This window comes from Pseudomonas sp. S2_A10 (genome assembly GCF_054668465.1).
This window is the reverse complement of the sequence record NZ_CP162773.1, coordinates 5459141-5478524: the sequence shown is the minus strand read 5'-3', so window position 1 is coordinate 5478524 and position 19384 is coordinate 5459141. Positions and strand designations below refer to the sequence as shown.

Sequence of the window (19384 nt, the reverse complement as noted above, 5' to 3'; positions counted from 1 at the left end):
GATAGAAATTCTGCATAAACATAAAAAACAGGTGGTTTTGTCTCATGCGCAAACTGGACCGTACCGACATCGGCATTCTCAACAGCCTTCAGGAGAACGCGCGGATCACCAATGCCGACCTCGCCCGTTCGGTGAACCTGTCGCCGACGCCATGCTTCAACCGGGTCAAGGCCATGGAAGAATTGGGTCTGATTCGCGAGCAGGTCACGTTGCTGGATGCCGATCTGCTGGGGCTGCATGTGAATGTGTTCATTCACGTCAGCCTGGAAAAGCAGGTGGAGGAAGCGCTGCAGCACTTCGAGGAGGCGATTTCTGATCGGCCGGAGGTGATGGAGTGCTATCTGATGGCCGGCGACCCGGATTATCTGATCCGTGTGCTGGTGCCGAGCATTCAGTCGCTGGAACGCTTCATGATGGATTTTCTGACCAAGGTGCCGGGGGTGGCGAACATCCGCTCCAGCTTTGCGCTCAAGCAGGTGCGCTACAAGACCGCGTTGCCATTGCCTGCGAACGGTTTGACGTTGGGGACGTGAAGATCAAAACATCGCAGCCACGGCAGCTCCATTCGCCGATCGTTCCCACGCTCCGCGTGGGAATGCATCCCGTGACGCTCTGCGTCACTTCTTGAGGCGGAACGCGGAGCGTCCCTGGCGGCATTCCTTTGCTGCGCTTGGGAACGATCAGTTGGCTCCGCGCGTGAATCAGCGCGGTCAGAGTTTGTTGAGCGGAATCTTCAGGTAAACCACGCCGTTGTCCTCAGGCGCCGGCAGATTCCCCGCCCGTACGTTCACCTGAATCGCCGGCAGCAGCAACGTCGGCATGCCTAACCCAGCGTCACGTGTCGTGCGCATCTCGACGAACGCCGCTTCATCGATCCCGTCATGCACATGAATATTGCTTTTGCGCTGTTCGCCGACAGTGGTCTGGCACTGCGAGGCGCGGCCCTCGGGCGGGTAATCGTGGCAAACGTAAAGCTTCACGCTCGCCGGAAAAGCCAACAGCTTCTGGATCGACTTGAACAAGTGCTGCGCATTGCCACCGGGGAAATCACAGCGCGCGGTGCCGACATCGGGCATGAACAGCGTGTCGCCGACGAGGATCTGTTCGCCGTCGACCAGGTAGGCCATGTCCGCTGGTGTATGGCCGGGGACGTGCAGGGCGGTGGCCTTGAGGTTGCCGATCAGGAACGATTCGTTCGGCGCGAACAGGTGATCGAACTGCGAGCCATCGACGCAAAATTCCGGCTCCAGATTGAACAGCGCCTTGAACACATTCTGCACTTTGCTGATCGATTCACCGATGGCGATCTTGCCGCCCAGTTCTCGACGCAGGTACGGCGCGGCGGAGAGGTGATCGGCGTGGGCGTGGGTTTCCAGTAGCCATTGCACTTGCAGCCGGTGCACACGCACGAAAGCGATGATCTTGTCCGCCTGCGCCGTGCCGGTGCGCCCGGCGGCGCCATCGTAATCGAGCACCGGGTCGACGATCGCGCACTGGCCGCCGTCGGCTTCGTAGACCACGTAGCTGTAGGTCGAGGAGGCGGGGTCGAGGAACGCTTCAATCAGGGCGGGCATGGCGAAAACCTGTGCTGGGTAATTTCGGGTTGCAACACTTTATGTAAAAACATAATGTTCGCAGCTTAAGTGACCTTCAAGGCCTCGTGCAAATGCAATCCAGTCTGACCGAATGTGAAGTCGCCCAACTGCGCGCCTCGGCGTCCAAAGCCTGCGCCTTGCTCAAAGCCCTGGCCAATGAGGATCGCCTGTTGATCCTCTGTCAACTGACCCAGGGCGAACGCAACGTCGGCGAACTGGAAAAAATGACCGGCGTACGCCAGCCGACGCTGTCCCAACAACTGGGCATCTTGCGCGACGAAGGGCTGGTCGCGACCCGCCGAGAAGGCAAATACATTTTCTACGGCCTGGCCAGTCACGAAGTGATTCAGGTGATGAAAACCCTCTCGGGGCTGTATTGCGGAGCGGTACTCAAGAGCTGGGAACAGCCATAAATGCCAGCCCTCACAAACATCTCCTGTGGGAGCGAGCCTGCTCGCGAAGGCGGCGTGTCAGCCGACGAATAGTTGACTGAGCCACCGCTTTCGCGAGCAGGCTCGCTCCCACATTGGTTGTTGTGGTGAGCCAAAAAATCCTTGCGTGCAGCAAAAGGAACAAGCAATGAACGATCAACACTGGGGCCTATCCATCAGTGCGGACATCGTGGTCATCGGCGGTGGCACGGCCGGCATCGGTTTTGTCGCCAGCCTGCTCAAGCGTGACCCGCAGCTCAAAGTCACCGTGATCGAACCGAGTTCACAGCACTACTATCAACCGGCGTGGACGCTGGTCGGCGGTGGTGCGTTTGATGTGAAAGACACCGTCAGGCCGATGAGCAAAGTCATGCCGCGTCAGGCGACGTGGATTCAGGCCAGTGTCAGCGCCATCGACCCGCAAAGCCGCCAACTCACCCTCGACGACCAGCGCACCGTCAGCTATCAGAACCTGATCGTCTGCCCCGGCCTGCGCCTGGCCTGGGAAAAAGTCGAAGGCTTGCAGGAAAGCCTCGGTCAGCACGGCGTCACCTCCAACTACAGCTATCAACACGCCCAGTACACCTGGGATCAAGTGCAGAAACTGCGCGATGGCCGGGCGCTGTTCACCCAGCCGGCGATGCCGATCAAATGCGCCGGCGCGCCGCAAAAAGCCCTGTACCTGTCTTGCGATCACTGGCGCAAATCCGCCGTGCTGAAAGACATCAACGTTGAATTCAATCTCGCTGGCGCTGCGCTGTTTGGCGTGCCGACCTTCGTGCCGCCGTTGATGAAGTACATCGAACAGTACGACGCGCAACTGGCGTTCAACTCGAATCTGGTCAAGGTCGACGGCCCGGCGAAAACCGCCTGGTTTGACGTCAAGGACGCCGACGGCAATGTCAGCCGGGTCGCGAAAACCTTCGACCTGCTGCACGTCGTGCCGCCACAAGTCGCGCCGGATTTCATCGCACAGAGTCCGCTGGCCGATGCCGGCGGTTGGTGCGAAGTCGATCCACACAGCCTGCAGCATCCGCGTTATCCCGAGGTGTTCGCACTGGGCGATATCTGCGGCACCAGCAATGCGAAAACTGCCGCAGCGGTGCGCAAGCAGGTTGTCGTCGTTGCGCAAAACCTGCTGGCCGCGCGCAAACAACAGCCGCTGCCGCTCAAGTACGACGGCTACGGCTCGTGCCCGCTGACGGTGGAGAAGGGCAAGGTGATCCTCGCCGAGTTCGGCTATGGCGGCAAACTGCTGCCGACTTTCCCGCTGAACCCGACCGTGGCCCGCCGTTCGGCATGGTGGCTGAAGGCGACGCTGCTGCCGTGGTTCTACTGGCACGGCATGCTCAAGGGCCGCGAGTGGCTGACGCGTCTGTCCAGGGTCGACTGAGAAAACTCCTATGTTGCTGGCAAGTCTGTTTGGCGTGGTGATGGGTTTGGTCCTCGGCCTGACCGGCGCGGGCGGCGGGATTCTCGCGGTGCCGGCGCTGGTGCTCGGGCTCGGCTGGACGATGACGCAAGCGGCGCCGGTGGCCTTGTTTGCGGTCGGCAGCGCGGCAGCGGTCGGTGCTATCGACGGTTTGCGCCATGGCCTGGTGCGTTACCGCGCGGCGCTGTTGATTGCGGCACTGGGCGCGGTGTTTTCGCCGCTGGGGATCTACTTCGCGCATCAGTTGCCGGAAAAGATTCTGATGATTCTGTTCAGCCTGCTGATGGTCCTGGTCGCCTGGCGAATGTTCAGAAAGGACCGTCAGCAAGCGGGGCCGAGCGATCACGGCCACGCCAGTTGGGGCCAGAAAAACTGCATGCTCAACGAGCAGACCGGGCGCTTCGACTGGACCGTCAAATGCACCGCCACTCTGGCTGCACTGGGCGCGATTACCGGCGTGGTTTCGGGCTTGCTCGGCGTCGGCGGCGGCTTTCTGATCGTGCCGGCGTTCAAGCAACTGACCGATGTGCAGATGCGCGGCATCGTTGCGACGTCGTTGATGGTGATCAGTCTGATTTCCGCGATCGGGGTGATCGGCGCGTTTCATGCGGGGGTGCGTATCGACAGTCAGGGTGCGGCGTTCATTGTCGCCAGCATCGTTGGCATGATCGTCGGTCGCAGGCTGTGCGCGCAGGTGCCGGCGCGGGCGTTGCAGGTGGGGTTTGCCAGTGTCTGTCTGGTGGTGGCGGGGTACATGCTGGTGCGGGCGTGAAGATCAACAGATCACAGCCTCGTTGCACTCGACAGCTCCTACAGGGGTATGCGATTCCTGCAGGAGCTGCGATCTTTTCAGCGGGTTACAACACCAGGTGCGGCAGCCACAGCGAAATCGCTGGAACGTAGGTCACCAGCAGCAGCACCAGGAACAGCACGCCATAGAACGGCAGCAGCGCTTTTACGGTGCTTTCGATACTGACCTTGCCCACCGCCGAGCCGACGAAGAGCACCGCGCCCACCGGCGGTGTTATCAATCCGATCCCCAGGTTCACCAGCATGATCATGCCGAACTGCACCGGATCGACACCGATGCCCATGATCACTGGCATCAGGATCGGCGTGAGGATCAGGATCAGCGGCGCCATGTCCATCACCGTGCCCAACAGCAGCAACATCACGTTGATGCACATCAGGATCACGTAGCGGTTGTCCGACAGGGTCAGGAACAGCGTGGTGATCTTCGCCGGGATCTGCATCAGGGTCATGATGTAGCCGAAGCTGGCGGCGAAACCGATCAGGATCATCACAATGGAGATGGTGCGCACCGTGCGGTGCATCAGCTTGGGCAGCTCGCTCCATTTGTAGTCGCGGTAGATGAACATGGTCACGAAGAATGACCACAGCACCGCGATGGCCGCCGATTCAGTGGCGGTGAAAATACCCGAGAGAATGCCGCCGAGGATGATCACCATCGCCATCATGCCCCACAGGGCTTCGCCGACGATCTTCAGCGCCTGGCGCATCGGAATCACTTCGCCCTTGGGGTAGTTGCGCTTTTTCGCGAAGATCAGGCACAGCACCATCAGGCAGGCGCTCATCAGCAGGCCCGGGACGATGCCGGCCATGAACAGCGAAGCGATCGACACCGTACCGCCAGCGGCCAGCGAGTAGAGCACCGAGTTATGGCTTGGCGGAGTCAGCAGGGCTTGCACCGAGCCGCTGACGGTCACGGCGGTGGAGAAGTCCCGTGGATAGCCCTTGCGTTCCATTTCCGGAATCAGCACCGAACCCACCGACGCCGTGTCAGCCACCGACGAACCGGAGATCGCGCCGAAGAAAGTCGAGGCAACAATGTTGACCAGCGACAGGCCACCGCGGACGAAACCCACCAGCACCCCCGCACATGCCACCAGCCGCCGGGACATACCGCCCTCGGCCATGATCGCGCCGGCCAGGACGAAGAACGGAATGGCCAGCAGCGAGAATTTGTTCACCCCCGAGGCGACCTGGATCATCACCGCCTGGAAGGGAATGTCGATCCACCACGCGCCGATCAGCGCGGCGGCGCCCAACGCGTAGGCGACCGGCATGCCGATCAGGATCAATACGATAAAACTGCCCAGCAGAATCAGAGCGTCCATTAAGCGGCACCTTCACTTTCTTCAACCAGGTCGAACTGCACGACCCGCCGTTTGCTCTGGTCACCGAGCAAGAGTTTTTCCAGAACAAAAATCAGCGTCAGCAGGCCGCCCACGGGGATCGGCAAATACGTTACGCCAACGCGCAGATCGGGCAGGGCGGCCATGAACTGGTTCCAGGTGGAGATGCACAGCTTGGTGCCCCAGATGGTCATGAAGATGCAGATTGCCGCCATCAGCAGTTGCGAAAAAATCGCTGCTGCGGATTTCAGCTGCGGTGGCATGCGGTCGGTGAGCATGGCCACGGCCATGTGCGCACCGGCGCGGTAACTGGCGGCGGCGCCGATGAAGGTGAACACCATCATCAGCAGGATCGCCGTCGGCTCTGGCCAGCTGGAGCCGGTGCCGAGCACGTAGCGGGCGAAGACGCCCCAGGGAATCATCAGGGAAATCGCCAGGACGGAAAGGCCGGCGACCCAGATGCATGTCATGTAGATCTTGTCGTTGATACGCAGCAGCAGATTCTTCATCGGGTTCCACCGTAACCGGGCGCGCCTGAACCGCTGGCGCGCCGGGCCTTTTTCATGAGTACGGAGCGGGAGGTGTTACTGAACGGCTTCGATCTTTTTGATCAGATCTGCGTACTTCGCACCGTACTTTTCACGTACCGGAGCGGTGGCGTCGTAGAAGGGTTTCTTGTCAACGGTGATGAACTCGACGCCGGCGGCCTTGAGTTTTTCTTCACTGGCGGCGGACTTCTTGTCCCACAACACGCGTTCTTCAGCCTGGGCAGCTTTGGCCGCCGTTTTCACCATCTTCTGTTGATCCGGAGTGAGTCTTTCCCAGGTGATTTTCGACATCACGATCGGCTCTGGCAGGATCAGGTGACCGGTCAGGCTGTAGAACTTGGCGTTCTGGAAGTGGTTGTGTTCGAGCAGGGTCGGCGGGTTGTTTTCCGCGCCGTCGATCACGCCGGTTTGCAGGGCGCTGAAGATTTCGCCGGTGTCCATGGCGATGCCGTTACCGCCCATGGCGTTCATCATGTCGATGAACATCGGGTTGCCTTGTACGCGGATTTTCATGCCCTTGAGGTCTTCGAGCTTGCGCACCGGTTTCTTGGTGTAGATGTTGCGCGTGCCGCCGTCCATCCACGCCAGGGCCACCAATTTGAATTCGGAGTTGGTGATCTTGTCGAGAATCTCATCGCCCACCGGGCCATCGATGACGTTACGCATGTGTTGCTGGTCCCGGAAAATGAACGGCATGTTGAACACGTTCACATCCGGCACCACGGGGCCGACGATACCCAGGCTGACCCGGGACATCTGTATCGCGCCGACTTGCATCTGCTCGATGACTTCCTTCTCGGAACCGAGCACTCCGCCCGGGAAGTACTGGAACGTCAGCTCGCCGTTGGTTTCCTTTTCAAGCGTTTTGCCCATGCTCTTTTCGGCCACCACAGTTGGGTAACCGTCTGGATGAATATCAGCGAATTTGAGTTTCATATCTGCCTGAGCGCCACCTGCAAAGGTAAACATCAGCGGAAGTGCAGCGGCGAGCAAGGTGCGTTTGAAGTTCATGAGGGGTGAGTCTCCAGTCTTGTTATTTTTGTGTTCAAGGCGCAGCGGTGCAGCAGAGGGTCTAAAGCAAATCGTTGAATTGCGGTTCGGCGAGGCCCTTGACGCCTGGCTTCAGGGCGAACACGCCGCCGGCCAGGGATTGCGGGTCGTGGTCATCGCCGGGGCGAATCGAGGCGACAAACAAGGTATCCAGGTTGCTGCCGCCGAAAGCGCACATGGTCGGTTTCTTCACCGGTACTTCCAGCGAGAAATCCAGTCGGCCATCCGGGGCGAAGCGGTGGATCAGGCCGGCGTCGTTGGCGCAGATCCAGTAACAGCCTTCGGCATCCACGGCAGCGCCATCGGGGCGGCCGGGGAAATGATTCATGTCGACGAAGATTCGGCGATTCGATGGCGTGCCGGTCTCGGTGTCGTAATCGAAGGCCCAGATCAGTTGCACGTTGGGGTGCGAATCCGACAGGTACATGGTTTTGCCGTCGGGGCTGAAGGCGAGGCCGTTGGGTACGATGAAGCCATCCAGCTGCGCTTCGATCACGCCAGTCTGCCCGGCGCCGTAGCGATAGAGCCGGCCTTCAGGCGCGTTCTGGCCCATATTCAGCACCATGCTGCCCGCCCAGAAACGACCTTGGCGATCACAGCGACCGTCGTTGAGGCGCATGTCCGCGCGGCTGTGCTCGACAGTCGCGAGCAATTCGCTGTCGAGGCTGCCGTCGCTGTGCGGGTGCAGGCGAAAGAAGCCGCTTTCCATGCCGGCGACCCAGCCGCCACTGCGGTGGCGGGTGATGCAGGCGAGCATTTCCGGGGCCTTCCACGAGGCAACATGCCCGCTGTCAGCGCTCCAGCGTTGCAGCCCGCCGTTGGGAATATCGACCCAGTACAGAGCGTTTTCCTGCGGCACCCAGACCGGGCTTTCACCGACCGCGTTGCGGGCGTCGACGATCAATTCGGCTTGCATACTCATTCCCTTGGTTTTTATTGGAGGGGGATCAAGTCGAGCGATCAATCGCCAAACGGGCCTGCTGCGACGAAGGCGCCGCCCTGATAGATCCGCGCCGGATCATCGTCGGCTGGCATCGGTTGTGCTTCGACCTTGTCGCGGAAGATTTCCGAGGTGTCCTTGGCTTCGAAACCGAGGTGGCTGGCGTAGCGGTTGTCCCACCAGACGTCTTTGTTGGCGGACATGCCGTAGACCACGGTGTGGCCGACGTTTGGTGTGTACAGCGAGCGTTCGAGCAGTTGCGTGAGGTCGTCGAAGCTCAGCCAGGTGTGCATCATCCGGCGGTTCTGCGGCTCGGGGAACGAGGAACCGATGCGGATGCTGACGGTTTCGATGCCGTAGCGATCAAAATAGAAACTGGCCATGTCTTCGCCGTAGGACTTGGACAAGCCGTAGTAACCGTCGGGACGACGCGCCGAAGTGGCGTCGAGCTGTTGGTCCTGTTTGTAGAAACCGATGACGTGGTTGGAGCTGGCGAAGATCACCCGCTTCACACCGTGTTTGCGCGCCGCTTCGTAAATGTGGAACACGCCACAGATGTTGGCGCCGAGGATTTCTTCGAACGGCCGCTCGACCGAGACGCCGCCAAAATGCAGGATCGCATCGACCCCTTCGACCAGTTGATGCACGGCTTGCTTGTCGGCGAGGTCGCAGAGCACGACTTCTTCGTGTTCATCGACGGCCGGGGCGAGGGCGGCAATGTCGGACAGGCGCAGCACATTGGCGTAAGGGCGCAGGCGTTCGCGCAACACTTTGCCCAGGCCGCCGGCGGCACCGGTCAGCAGCAGGCGATTGAAAGGAGCGCGGGGGGTAGAAATAGACGTCATGGCAATCCCTGAACACATTGTTATTAGGTTTGTTGTAGGTTGTCGTATGACTGCGCTGAAGTATCGGTAGGGTTTCCGGATCTTGTCAACGCGACTTTTGGTGTAGATGACGGAAGGGGCGATTCATTTTTTCAACACCCGATACCTGCCTTGCAATGCAATCCCCTTGTGGGAGCGAGCCTGCTCGCGAAGGCGGTGTGCCAGTCAGAACAAGTCGACTGGTCCGGCGCTTTCGCGAGCAGGCTCGCTCCCACAGGGCAAACCGCCAACCGTTACAACAACGAAATCGGATAGCTGATAAAGATCCGGTTCTCGTCAAATTCGTTGGTGCTGAAGTCCCGGCGAATGGTCGCGTTGCGCCATTTCACGTTGAGGTTCTTCAGCGGGCCGCTCTGCACGGTGTAGGCCAGTTCCGATTCGCGGCCCCATTCCTTGCCGTCGTTGGTGGTGGCGGTGTGCACGTTATCGCCGCTGATATAGCGGTTCATCAGGGTCAGGCCAGGCACGCCCAGCGCAACGAAGTTGTAGTCGTGACGCACCTGCCAGGAGCGCTCTTTGGCGTTGTCATAACTGGCGTTGTAACTGTCGTTGGCCAGGGTGCCGCCGCTGGTGCCGTTGACGCGCATCCAGGCATCGTCGCCGGTGAGTTTCTGCAGGCCGACGTAGAAGGTGTTGCCACCATATTTCGCCGAGAGCAGGGCGAACGCGGTCTTGTTGTCGAGGTCGCCGGCCTGAGCGCTGCCGTCTTCCTTGCCGGTGAAGAAACCGAGGTTGGCGCCCAGCGTCCAGTCGCCCATCGGCTGGCTGTGGCTGAGGTTGAAATACTGCTGCTGATAGATGTCGGTGAGCTCGGCGTACCACACGCCGACCATCGTGCGTTTTTCGTTGAAGGTGTATTCGCCGCCGCCGAAGTTGAAGCGATCGGAGGTGAAAGCACCGCGGCCGTTCATCGACATGTCTTCCATGCTCGCGTCATTGCGCGGGCTGTTGCCACGGAACTGGCCGCCGTAAACGGTCAGGCCGTTGATCTCGGTGGACGTGATCTGGCCGCCGCGAAAGGTCTGCGGCAGGGAGCGGCCATCGTCGGAACGCAGGATCGGCAATACCGGCATCCATTCGCCGACCTTCAATTCGGTCTTCGAGACTTTGGCTTTCAGCGCCACGCCGAGGCGACCGAAATTGTCGGCCGGGCGCCCGTCATCATGGATCGGCAACAGTTGCGTGCCGCCAGTGCCTTTGCCGCCATCGAGCTTCTGCGAATACAGCCCGAGCACATCGAGGCCGAAGCCGACGGTGCCTTGGGTGAAGCCGGATTTGGCGTCGAGAATGAAGCTCTGTGTCCACTCTTCAGCCTTGCCCTGCGGATAGGCCGGGTTGACGAAGTTGCGGTTGAAGTAGGCGTTGCGCAGGTTCAGCGTGGCTTTGCTGTCGTCGAGAAAGCCTTCGGCATCGGCGCTCATCGGCAGGGCCAGAGCGAGGCTGCTGCAACCGATCAGGCTCAGGGTCGAACGCGGTTTGAAATGAGCAAAACGTGAAGGGCGGACGGAATTGCGGGCGAGTGGGCTCACTGTGACGCTCCCTGGATCGTTTGTTGTTTTTATTATTTGTCATACGTCGTCGTACAACATCGATGCGGATATTTCCCAGATTTTCGGGGATTGTCAACTGGAAGTTATACGATGACCTCCCATGCGACGCCGAACCCATGTGGGAGCGAGCCTGCTCGCGAATGCGGACTTTCCTTCAATGGAGTTGTCGACTGACACAGCGCTTTCGCGAGCAGGCTCGCTCCCACCGGGTTCCTTGGTGTCCGTCGAGTCGTGTATTGCCCGTCAAATTGCGGCAAACTTCCTCTACCCCCAGCACCAGGCCGATCCATGGATAAATACGCCCCGCGCAACTGGCAACCCCACGAAAAGCCCAGCCTGCCCGGTTCCCCATCGACCCCGTTGCACTCCACGCCCAAGCGCTTGGCTTATGCGGCGGTTGGCGTGCTGGTGGCGGTGACCGGTGGATTAGGCAACTCGCTGGTGGTTGCCAACCTGCCTTACCTGCAAGGCTCGCTCGGCGCGACCACGGCGGAAATGGCTTGGTTGCCGGCGGCGTATGTGATGACCAACGTGTCGATGAACCTGCTGCTGGTGAAGTTTCGCCAGCAATTCGGCTTGCGCGCGTTCACCGAAGTGTTTCTGGTGCTGTATGCGCTGGTGACCTTCGGCCATTTGTTCGTCAACGATCTCAACTCGGCAGTGGCGGTGCGGGCTGCCCACGGCATGGTCGGTGCGGCGCTGAGCTCGCTGGGTCTGTATTACATGGTCCAGGCGTTCCCGGCGAAGTGGCGGCTCAAAGCGCTGGTGCTCGGCCTCGGCACGTCGCAATTGGCGTTGCCGCTGGCGCGGCTGTTCTCCGAAGACCTGTTGCAGATCGCCGAATGGCGCGGTCTGTACCTGTTCGAATTGGGCATGGCCCTGCTGTCACTCGGCTGTGTCTTGCTGCTGAAGTTGCCGCCCGGTGACCGCTTCAAGACCTTTGAAAAACTCGATTTCCTCACCTTCGCCATCCTCGCTACCGGTGTGGCGTTGTTGTGCGCGGTGCTGTCGCTGGGGCGCATCGACTGGTGGCTGGAGGCGGACTGGATCGGCGTGGCGCTGGCCTGTTCGATCGCGCTGATCATCATGGGCCTGGCCATCGAGCACAACCGCAGCAACCCGATGCTGATGACCCGCTGGCTGGGCAGCGGAACGATGATTCGCCTGGCGCTGGCGGTGACCCTGATTCGCATGGTCACCTCGGAGCAATCCACCGGCGCCGTGGGGTTCATGCAGAACCTCAACATGGGCTATGAGCAGTTGCACAGTCTGTACGTGGTGATGCTGATCGGCAGTATCGCCGGGCTTGCCACCAGCGCGTTGACCATCGACCCCAAACACTTGCTGATGCCGTTGATCATCTCGCTGGCGCTGATGGCCACCGGTTCGGTGATGGACAGTTTTTCCAACAACCTGACCCGCCCGCAAAATCTCTACTTCAGCCAGTTCCTGCTGGCATTCGGCAGTACGTTTTTTCTCGGCCCGACCATGGTCTTCGGCACGCGCAACGTGCTGACCAATCCGCGCAACCTGGTGAGTTTTTCCGTGCTGTTCGGGATCTGCAACAACCTCGGCGGGCTGCTCGGCGCGGCGTTGCTTGGCACTTTTCAGATCGTGCGGGAGAAGTACCATTCCAGCCACATCGTCGATCATCTGGTGATGTCCGATCCGTTGGTGGCGGCGCGGGTGCAGAGCGGCGGCTCAGCCTACGGCGGTTTGCTGGCGGACCCGAGCCTGCGCAATCTGGCCGGCATGCGCAGCCTCGCCAATGCGGCGACACGCGAAGCGAACGTGCTGGCCTATAACGATGTCTTCATGCTGATCGCGGTCATTGCCGTCCTGACCATGATCTGGCTTTCGATTCGCGCGTTGTGGCTGATGAGCACCACCAAAGCCATTGAACCGACACCTTCCGTACCACCCAGCGGTGCCACTTCTTCATGACCGAACCGACCACCACAACCACCAATGCCATCGCCGCCACGCCTGAAGGGGAAGCGCCGCCATCGTCGCCGAACACTGCGCCGCGTTCGCTGCGGGTGCGGATCATATCTTCGCTGGGCTTTGCCGCAATCGCCATCGTGGGTGTCCTGATCGTGCTGTATGCGTGGCAACTGCCGCCGTTCAGCAGTGCGGTCGAAACCACCGAAAACGCCTTGGTGCGCGGGCAGGTGACGATCATCGGCCCGCAGCTCAGCGGCTATGTGTTCGAGGTGCCGGTGCAGGACTTCCAGTACGTCAAGGCCGGGGATCTGCTGGTGCGTCTGGACGACCGCATTTATCAGCAACGCCTCGACCAGTCCCTGGCACAACTGGCGGTGCAGAAGGCCGGGCTGGCCAACGTCGTGCAGCAACGCAACAGCGCTGAAGCGACGATCAAATTGCGCCAGGCAGTGTTGGCCGACAGCCAGGCGCAGTTGCGCAAGAGCGAGGCCGATCTGCGGCGTAATCAGGAACTGGTGCGCGACGGCTCGGTGTCCAAGCGCGAGTTCGACGTGACCCTTGCTGCCAACGCGCAGAGCACGGCTTCTGTGGCGCAGGCCAAGGCCAATCTGGAAATCGCCCGGCAGGATCTGCAAACGGTGATCGTCAATCGCGGCTCGCTGGAGGCCGCCGTGGCCAGTGCCGAAGCGGCGGTGCAACTGGCACGCATCGATCTGTCGAACACGCGGATTGTCGCCCCGCGCGACGGCCAGCTCGGGCAGATCGGCGTGCGCCTCGGCGCCTACGTCAACTCCGGCGCGCAGTTGATGGCGTTGGTCCCGGACCAGAAATGGGTGATCGCCAACATGAAGGAAACCCAGATGGCCAACGTACGTGTCGGGCAACCGGTGCGCTTCACCGTCGACGCCTTGAACCACCGCAGATTCACCGGCCATGTGCAGCATATTTCGCCGGGCACCGGCTCGGAATTTGCCTTGCTGCAGGCCGACAACGCCACCGGCAACTTCGTCAAGATCGCCCAGCGCGTGCCGGTGCGCATCACCATCGATCCCGATCAGCAGGAAGAAGAACGCTTGCGGCCGGGGATGTCAGTGGTTGTCAGCATCGACACCGCCGCCGGCGACACCCAACCCCACTGATCAATGCCTAACCCTGTGGGAGCGAGCCTGCTCGCGAAAGCGTCGTATCAGTAACATTTCTTTATCTGACACACCGCTTTCGCGAGCAGGCTCGCTTCCACAGGATTAGTGCCCACGGGCTCTATTCATTCGGGCGAGGGAGTGACCCGGCAACTTTTGCGGTTGCGGATCTGCTCGTCGCTGGGCCTCTCGCGAACGAATTCGAAGCGCGGTTCGCCTTCGCTGTAATGCACCAGCCAGCCCCATTCCAGTTCGCTTTCGTCCTGTCCGGGATGTGGTGGCCGGGCCCACCAGGGTTCTTTGCTGAGGATCTCGCGCATGGCAGCCTCCGGTTGATGGCAATCCCTGAACTATAGCTTCCTGTCGCGAGTCGTCAGCACAGGCTGTGTAGAATCGGCGTGATCATGACGAACAAGGGGGCAGGGCAATGATTGATGGGGTGCGCAAGGATGAACCTGCAAAGCGGCTGTTCTTTGCCCTGGATTGCCCGCCGGCGCAGCGCAAGGCAATCGCCCAGTGGCGCGCGGAGCTGGGCCTGCGCAGCGGCAAACCGGTGCCGGCGGATAACTTTCATCTGACTCTGCTGTTCCTCGGTGCGGTGCCGTTGGCGCAGATTCACGGCGTCTGCGAAGCAGCGGGCAGTGTGCGTATTCCGGGCGAAACGTTGCGTATTGAGCTGGATCGCTTGCAGGTCTGGCATCGCGCCGGTGTGCTGTCGCTGGCGCCCGAGCAGGCACCGCCGGCGCTGTTGCGCCTGGTCTACGCGCTGGAGCAGGCGATGCTGCCGTACGGTTTTGAACAACCCACCCACGAGTTCCGTCCGCACTTGACGCTGGCCCGCGAGTACCGCGCGCCGGAGCCGGAAGCGCGCACGCCGCCGGAGTTTTTCCTGCGCCCTGAACGCTTCGGCTTATTCGAATCGCACAAGGGCCGCTATCGAGTTGTGCAGGACTGGTCGCTGATCTGAACGGACAAAAAAAGGCGCCCGAAGGCGCCTGCAAATTCACCCGAGCCGAGGGAGCCGGGTGAGGCCGTTCAGAGCAGGATGCAGCGGTGGTAAGGCGCTGCGTGAACGGAAATCTGGCAATGTCCGAATTCGATCGAAAACCTGTGGGAGCTGGCTTGCCAGCGATGGGGCCAGCGCATCTAGCGTCATCGTTGTCTGACCCACCGCCATCGCTGGCAAGCCAGCTCCCACAGGGTTTATCAGTGTTGACTGGTGTGCTTATTTACCGAGCTTCACCCGCGTCCAGCCGCGCGTCATGATCCGCTGTGTGGCAATCGGCTGATCCGGCACTGCATACAAAGTCGCCATCACCGCTTGCGAAGGATACGAGCCCGGTTCGTTGCGGATCGCTTCGTCCACCAGTGGCGTGGCCGCTGCGTTGGCGTTGCTGTAGCCGATGCTGTTGGTGACTTCGGCGATGATGTCCGGGCGCATCAGGAAGTCCATGAACAGGTAGGCGTTGTCGACGTTCGCCGCATCACGGGGGATGGCGACCATGTCGTAGAAACTGCCGGCGCCTTCCTTGGGAATGCTGTAGTCGATCACCACCTTGTTGCCCGATTCCACCGCGCGGGCCTTGGCCTGCAGGACATCGCCGGAGTAACCGACCGCCACGCAGATGTTGCCGTTGGCCAGATCGGAGATGTATTTCGAGGAATGGAAATACGCTACGTACGGGCGGATTTTCATGAACAGCGCTTCGGCTTCGGCGATGTGCGCCTTGTCCTTGTCGTTCACCGGATAGCCCAGATAGTGCAGGGCGGCCGGGAGCATTTCGGTCGGCGAATCGAGGAAACTGATGCCACAGGCTTTGAGTTTTTCCGCGTTCTCCGGTTTGAACAGCAAGTCCCAGGAGTTGGTCGGGGCGTTGGCGCCGAGCACTTCCTTGACCTTCGCCGGGTTGAAACCGATGCCGATCGAGCCCCACATGTACGGAAAGGCATGGGCATTGTCCGGATCACTGGCGGCGGCGTTTTTCAGCAGCACCGGGTTGAGATTCTTCCAGTTCGGCAGCTTCGATTTGTCCAGCGGCTGGTAGACGCCGGCTTTGATCTGCTTGGCCAGAAAACTGTTCGACGGCACGACGATGTCATAGCCGGATTTGCCCGCGAGCAGGCGCGCTTCCAGAGTTTCGTTGCTGTCGAAGACGTCGTAGGTCACGCGAATGCCGGTCTCGTCTTCGAACTTTTTCACGGTGTCCGGCGCGATGTAATCGGACCAGTTGTAAACACGCAGCACCTTGTCGTTGGCCTGGGCGCCCATGACCATTGCGCCCATTAAGGACAGTGTCAGCAGAGTCCTGCCAAACATTTTCATCGGTACAACTCCCTTCTTCTTATTCAAAAACACAAAAGCTCGGTGCACTTGAACCTTGTGGCGAGGGGATTTATCCCCGCTCGGCTGCGTAGCAGTCGCAAAACCTGAATACGGAGTCTTCAGGTAGAACTGCAGGGGCCGCTTCGCAGCCCAACGGGGATAAATCCCCTCGCCACAGTTGTTCATCGGTGTTGCTCAGGCAGTCGCCGTTGCCGGCTGTTGCCACGACTCGTTTGCGGTCTGATCCATCGCTTCCTGGATCGCCCGTTTGCGATTGGCTTCGGCCTTGCGGCCGAAGTACCAGACCAGGAAAGTCACCAGCGATACCGCCAGTAGAATCAGGCTGGCCACGGCGTTGATCTCGGGTTTAACGCCCAGGCGCACCGCCGAGAACACTTCCATCGGCAGCGTCGTCGAGCCCGGCCCGGAAACGAAACTCGCCAGCACCAGATCGTCCAGCGACAAGGCAAACGACATCATTCCGCCGGCGGCCAGCGACGGCGCGATCATGGGAATGGTGATCAGGAAAAACACTTTGAATGGTTTGGCGCCGAGGTCCATCGCCGCTTCTTCGATCGACAGATCCAGCTCGCGAAGGCGCGCGGAGACTACCACCGCGACATAGGCTGCACAAAACGTGGTGTGGGCGATCCAGATGGTGACGATGCCGCGCTCCTGCGGCCAGCCGATCAGTTGCGCCATCGCCACGAACAGCAGCAACAGCGACAGACCGGTGATCACTTCCGGCATCACCAACGGCGCGGTCACCAGACCACCAAACAGCGTGCGGCCCTTGAAGCGCGTCACCCGCGTCAGCACGAACGCCGCCAGCGTCCCCAGTGCCACAGCGGCAATCGCGGTGTAGCAGGCGATCTCCAGCGAGCGCAGCACCGAGCCCATCAGTTGCGTGTTGTCGAGCAGGCCGACATACCACTTCACTGACCAGCCACCCCACACCGTCACCAGCTTCGAGGCGTTGAACGAGTAGATCACCAGAATCAGCATCGGCAGATAAATGAACATCAAGCCGAAGATCAGCATGAACCTGGAAAAGTTGAAGCGTTTCATCCCCGTGCCTCCATCTCTTTGGCCTGGCTGCGGTTGAACAGCAGAATCGGCACAATCAGGATCAACAGCATCACCACCGCCAGCGCGGAAGCCACCGGCCAGTCGCGGTTATTGAAGAACTCCTGCCACAGCACGCGACCGATCATCAGCGTCTCCGGGCCACCCAGCAGTTCCGGAATCACGAACTCGCCGACCACTGGAATGAACACCAACATGCAGCCCGCGATGATGCCGTTCTTGGCCAGCGGCACGGTGATCTTCCAGAAGTTGTTGAAGTTACTCGAGCCCAGATCCTGCGCGGCTTCCAGCAGGCTGTTGTCGTGCTTGACGAGGTTGGCGTAGAGCGGCAGAACCATGAACGGCAGATAGGCGTAAACCACACCGATATAGACGGCAGTGTTGGTGTTGAGGATCTCGATCGGGTGGTCAGTGAGTCCGGTCCACATCAGAAATCCGTTGAGCAACCCGTTGTTGCTGAGGATGCCCATCCACGCATACACGCGGATCAGGATCGCCGTCCAGGTCGGCATCATGATCAACAGCAGCAGGACGTTTTGCGTTTCCTTGCCGGTCTTGGTGATCGCGTAAGCCATCGGGAAACCGATCACCAGGCACATCAGCGTGCTCAGTGCCGCGACCTTCAGCGAGCCGAGGTACGCCGACAGGTACAGCTCGTCTTCGCCGAGCAGGGTGTAGTTGCCGATGTTCAGCAGCAGCTGGAATTTCTGTTCGGCGAAGGTGTAGATCTCCGAGTACGGCGGGATCGACAGCGCGGCTTCCGAGAAGCTGATCTTCATCACCAGAAAGAACGGCAGCATGAAGAACAGGAACAGCCAGATGAACGGAATGCCGATCACCAGTTTTCGTCCGCTGGGCACCAGGCGCAAGAATTGCTGATTGAAAGTTCTCATGAGCGCAGCACCACGCCGCTGTCGTCTTCCCACCAGACGTAGACTTTGTCGTCCCAGGTCGGCCGCGCGCCACGCCGCTCGGCATTGGCCATGAACGACTGGACGATCTTGCCGCCGGGCAGCTCGACGTAGAACACCGAATGGCCGCCGAGGTAGGCGATGTCGTGGACCTTGCCTTCGGACCAGTTGTAGCGGAACTCCGGTTGGGAGGTGCTGACGAGCATTTTCTCCGGGCGGATGGCGTAGGTGATCGATTTGTCCTGCACCGACGTGCTGACGCCGTGACCGACATAGATCTTCTGCTGCAAGTCGGGGCTGTGAATGATGGCGTGGCCTTCGAGATCTTCCACCACAGTGCCGTCGAAGGCGTTCACGTTGCCGATGAATTCGCAGACCATGCGGCTGACCGGCGCTTCATAAATGTCCACCGGGCTGCCGATCTGCGCGATCCAGCCCAGGTGCATGATCGCGATGCGCTGGGCCATGGTCATGGCTTCTTCCTGGTCGTGGGTGACCATGACGCAGGTCACGCCGACGCGCTCGATGATCTCCACCAGCTCAAGCTGCATCTGCGAACGCAGCTTTTTATCCAGCGCGCCCATCGGCTCGTCGAGCAGCAACAGTTTCGGCCGTTTGGCCAACGAGCGGGCGAGGGCGACGCGCTGCCGCTGGCCGCCGGACAACTGGTGCGGGCGGCGCTTGGCGTATTGGGTCATGTGCACCAGACGCAGCATTTCTTCGACGCGGGCATCGATTTCGCTGGCAGGCAAACGGTCCTGCTTGAGGCCGAAGGCGATGTTCTGCGCCACGGTCATGTGCGGGAACAGCGCGTAGGACTGGAACATCATGTTGATCGGCCGCTCGTACGGCGGCATGTCGGTGATGTCCACGCCATCGAGCAGAATCCGCCCCTCGGTCGGCCGCTCGAAACCGGCGAGCATGCGCAGCAGAGTCGATTTGCCCGAACCGGAACCGCCCAGCAGCGCGAAGATTTCGCCCTGATGGATCTCCAGGGACACATCGTCCACGGCCACGGTTTCGTCGAACTTCTTGGTGACACGATCGACTTTCACCAACACCTTTTTCGGTTGCTGATGACCTTCGAGTGCCTTGCGGTAAGTGCTGGAGGCGTTTGCCATGTGAAACTCCCAACAGGTGTCGTGTGCCTGGCCAATGTGGCCGGGCTTAAGTGGATTGCAAGCCTGTAAGCGCTGCCCCGGTCGAATCGCCGCAATACCCTGTGGGAGCTGGCTTGCCAGCGATGGCGGTGGGTCACTCACCATTAATGTTGAAGGTGACGGCCTCATCGCTGGCAAGCCAGCTCCCACAGGGTTTTGCATTGTTCTGACAGGTATTGCACTTACCGATCCGGCTTGTTCGGCGCCGCCGTCCTGGCTGCCTGGGTCGTACTTG

The 19384-nt window shown here is 60.5% G+C and carries 19 protein-coding genes; 7 read left to right on the top strand and 12 right to left on the bottom strand.

Annotation, left to right across the window (positions count from 1 at the left end; translation table 11 throughout):
- Positions 1-44: 44 nt before the first annotated feature.
- Complete coding sequence (bkdR, locus tag AB4N41_RS24490; RefSeq protein WP_039762201.1) at positions 45-533, top strand: Bkd operon transcriptional regulator BkdR; 489 nt, start codon at positions 45-47, stop codon at positions 531-533.
- Positions 534-710: 177 nt separating this feature from the next.
- On the opposite strand, the gene AB4N41_RS24485 is transcribed toward bkdR, so the two are convergent.
- On the bottom strand, positions 711-1574 hold the full coding sequence (locus AB4N41_RS24485) for an MBL fold metallo-hydrolase (RefSeq protein WP_252876530.1): 864 nt from the start codon (positions 1572-1574) through the stop codon (positions 711-713).
- A gap of 92 nt (positions 1575-1666) precedes the next feature.
- Here AB4N41_RS24485 and AB4N41_RS24480 point away from each other — a divergent pair, with 92 nt between their 5' ends.
- The 3 genes from AB4N41_RS24480 to AB4N41_RS24470 all read left to right on the top strand — a co-directional run bounded on the left by AB4N41_RS24480 (position 1667) and on the right by AB4N41_RS24470 (position 4230).
- Positions 1667-2008: an ArsR/SmtB family transcription factor gene (locus tag AB4N41_RS24480; RefSeq protein WP_016775194.1), complete on the top strand. Its 342-nt coding sequence runs from the start codon at positions 1667-1669 to the stop codon at positions 2006-2008.
- A 166-nt stretch (positions 2009-2174) separates the two neighbouring features.
- Entirely contained in the window at positions 2175-3419 is a 1245-nt protein-coding gene (locus AB4N41_RS24475) for an NAD(P)/FAD-dependent oxidoreductase (protein WP_252876528.1), read from the top strand.
- A gap of 10 nt (positions 3420-3429) precedes the next feature.
- The gene (locus AB4N41_RS24470) at positions 3430-4230 is read left to right on the top strand and encodes a sulfite exporter TauE/SafE family protein (RefSeq protein ID WP_460138128.1); all 801 of its coding nucleotides are present in this window, start codon (positions 3430-3432) and stop codon (positions 4228-4230) included.
- Positions 4231-4315: 85 nt separating this feature from the next.
- On the opposite strand, the gene AB4N41_RS24465 is transcribed toward AB4N41_RS24470, so the two are convergent.
- The 6 genes from AB4N41_RS24465 to AB4N41_RS24440 all read right to left on the bottom strand — a co-directional run bounded on the left by AB4N41_RS24465 (position 4316) and on the right by AB4N41_RS24440 (position 10565).
- On the bottom strand, positions 4316-5596 hold the full coding sequence (locus tag AB4N41_RS24465; protein WP_016775191.1) for a TRAP transporter large permease: 1281 nt from the start codon (positions 5594-5596) through the stop codon (positions 4316-4318).
- Positions 5596-6123 carry a TRAP transporter small permease gene (locus AB4N41_RS24460; RefSeq protein WP_056789065.1) on the bottom strand — a complete coding sequence of 176 codons (528 nt, stop codon included), beginning with the start codon at positions 6121-6123 and terminating at the stop codon, positions 5596-5598. Before AB4N41_RS24460 ends, AB4N41_RS24465 begins: the two co-directional genes overlap by 1 nt.
- A 75-nt stretch (positions 6124-6198) precedes the next feature.
- Entirely contained in the window at positions 6199-7173 is a 975-nt protein-coding gene (locus AB4N41_RS24455) for a TRAP transporter substrate-binding protein (protein ID WP_150634991.1), read from the bottom strand.
- Positions 7174-7234: 61 nt separating this feature from the next.
- Entirely contained in the window at positions 7235-8128 is an 894-nt protein-coding gene (locus AB4N41_RS24450; protein ID WP_252876526.1) for an SMP-30/gluconolactonase/LRE family protein, read from the bottom strand.
- A gap of 44 nt (positions 8129-8172) precedes the next feature.
- Positions 8173-8997, bottom strand: coding sequence for an NAD-dependent epimerase/dehydratase family protein (locus AB4N41_RS24445; protein ID WP_252876525.1), 825 nt, complete (start codon positions 8995-8997; stop codon positions 8173-8175).
- 272 nt (positions 8998-9269) lie between these two features.
- On the bottom strand, positions 9270-10565 hold the full coding sequence (locus AB4N41_RS24440; protein WP_130899229.1) for an OprD family porin: 1296 nt from the start codon (positions 10563-10565) through the stop codon (positions 9270-9272).
- A gap of 309 nt (positions 10566-10874) precedes the next feature.
- Here AB4N41_RS24440 and AB4N41_RS24435 point away from each other — a divergent pair, with 309 nt between their 5' ends.
- Both AB4N41_RS24435 and AB4N41_RS24430 read left to right on the top strand, forming a co-directional pair.
- Complete coding sequence (locus tag AB4N41_RS24435) at positions 10875-12530, top strand: MFS transporter (protein WP_056789076.1); 1656 nt, start codon at positions 10875-10877, stop codon at positions 12528-12530.
- Positions 12527-13669 (top strand): HlyD family secretion protein, encoded by a 1143-nt coding sequence (locus AB4N41_RS24430; RefSeq protein ID WP_071172839.1) that lies wholly within the window; start codon positions 12527-12529, stop codon positions 13667-13669. The genes AB4N41_RS24435 and AB4N41_RS24430 overlap by 4 nt, the downstream gene beginning before the upstream one ends.
- Positions 13670-13794: 125 nt before the next feature.
- Here AB4N41_RS24430 and AB4N41_RS24425 read toward each other — a convergent pair whose 3' ends face one another.
- The gene (locus AB4N41_RS24425; protein ID WP_024013337.1) at positions 13795-13989 is read right to left on the bottom strand and encodes a hypothetical protein; all 195 of its coding nucleotides are present in this window, start codon (positions 13987-13989) and stop codon (positions 13795-13797) included.
- A 107-nt stretch (positions 13990-14096) separates the two neighbouring features.
- On the opposite strand from AB4N41_RS24425, the gene thpR reads away from it, so the two are divergent.
- Positions 14097-14636 (top strand): RNA 2',3'-cyclic phosphodiesterase, encoded by a 540-nt coding sequence (gene thpR, locus AB4N41_RS24420; protein WP_252876524.1) that lies wholly within the window; start codon positions 14097-14099, stop codon positions 14634-14636.
- 258 nt (positions 14637-14894) lie between these two features.
- On the opposite strand, the gene AB4N41_RS24415 is transcribed toward thpR, so the two are convergent.
- The 4 genes from AB4N41_RS24415 to potA form a co-directional block, all read right to left on the bottom strand.
- On the bottom strand, positions 14895-15992 hold the full coding sequence (locus AB4N41_RS24415; protein WP_016775183.1) for a polyamine ABC transporter substrate-binding protein: 1098 nt from the start codon (positions 15990-15992) through the stop codon (positions 14895-14897).
- Positions 15993-16187: 195 nt separating this feature from the next.
- Positions 16188-17060 carry an ABC transporter permease subunit gene (locus tag AB4N41_RS24410; protein WP_252876523.1) on the bottom strand — a complete coding sequence of 291 codons (873 nt, stop codon included), beginning with the start codon at positions 17058-17060 and terminating at the stop codon, positions 16188-16190.
- On the bottom strand, positions 17057-17971 hold the full coding sequence (locus tag AB4N41_RS24405) for an ABC transporter permease subunit (protein WP_024013334.1): 915 nt from the start codon (positions 17969-17971) through the stop codon (positions 17057-17059). Before AB4N41_RS24405 ends, AB4N41_RS24410 begins: the two co-directional genes overlap by 4 nt.
- Entirely contained in the window at positions 17968-19110 is a 1143-nt protein-coding gene (gene potA, locus AB4N41_RS24400) for a polyamine ABC transporter ATP-binding protein (protein WP_042609314.1), read from the bottom strand. The genes AB4N41_RS24405 and potA overlap by 4 nt, the downstream gene beginning before the upstream one ends.
- Between the last annotated feature and the right edge of the window lie 274 nt (positions 19111-19384).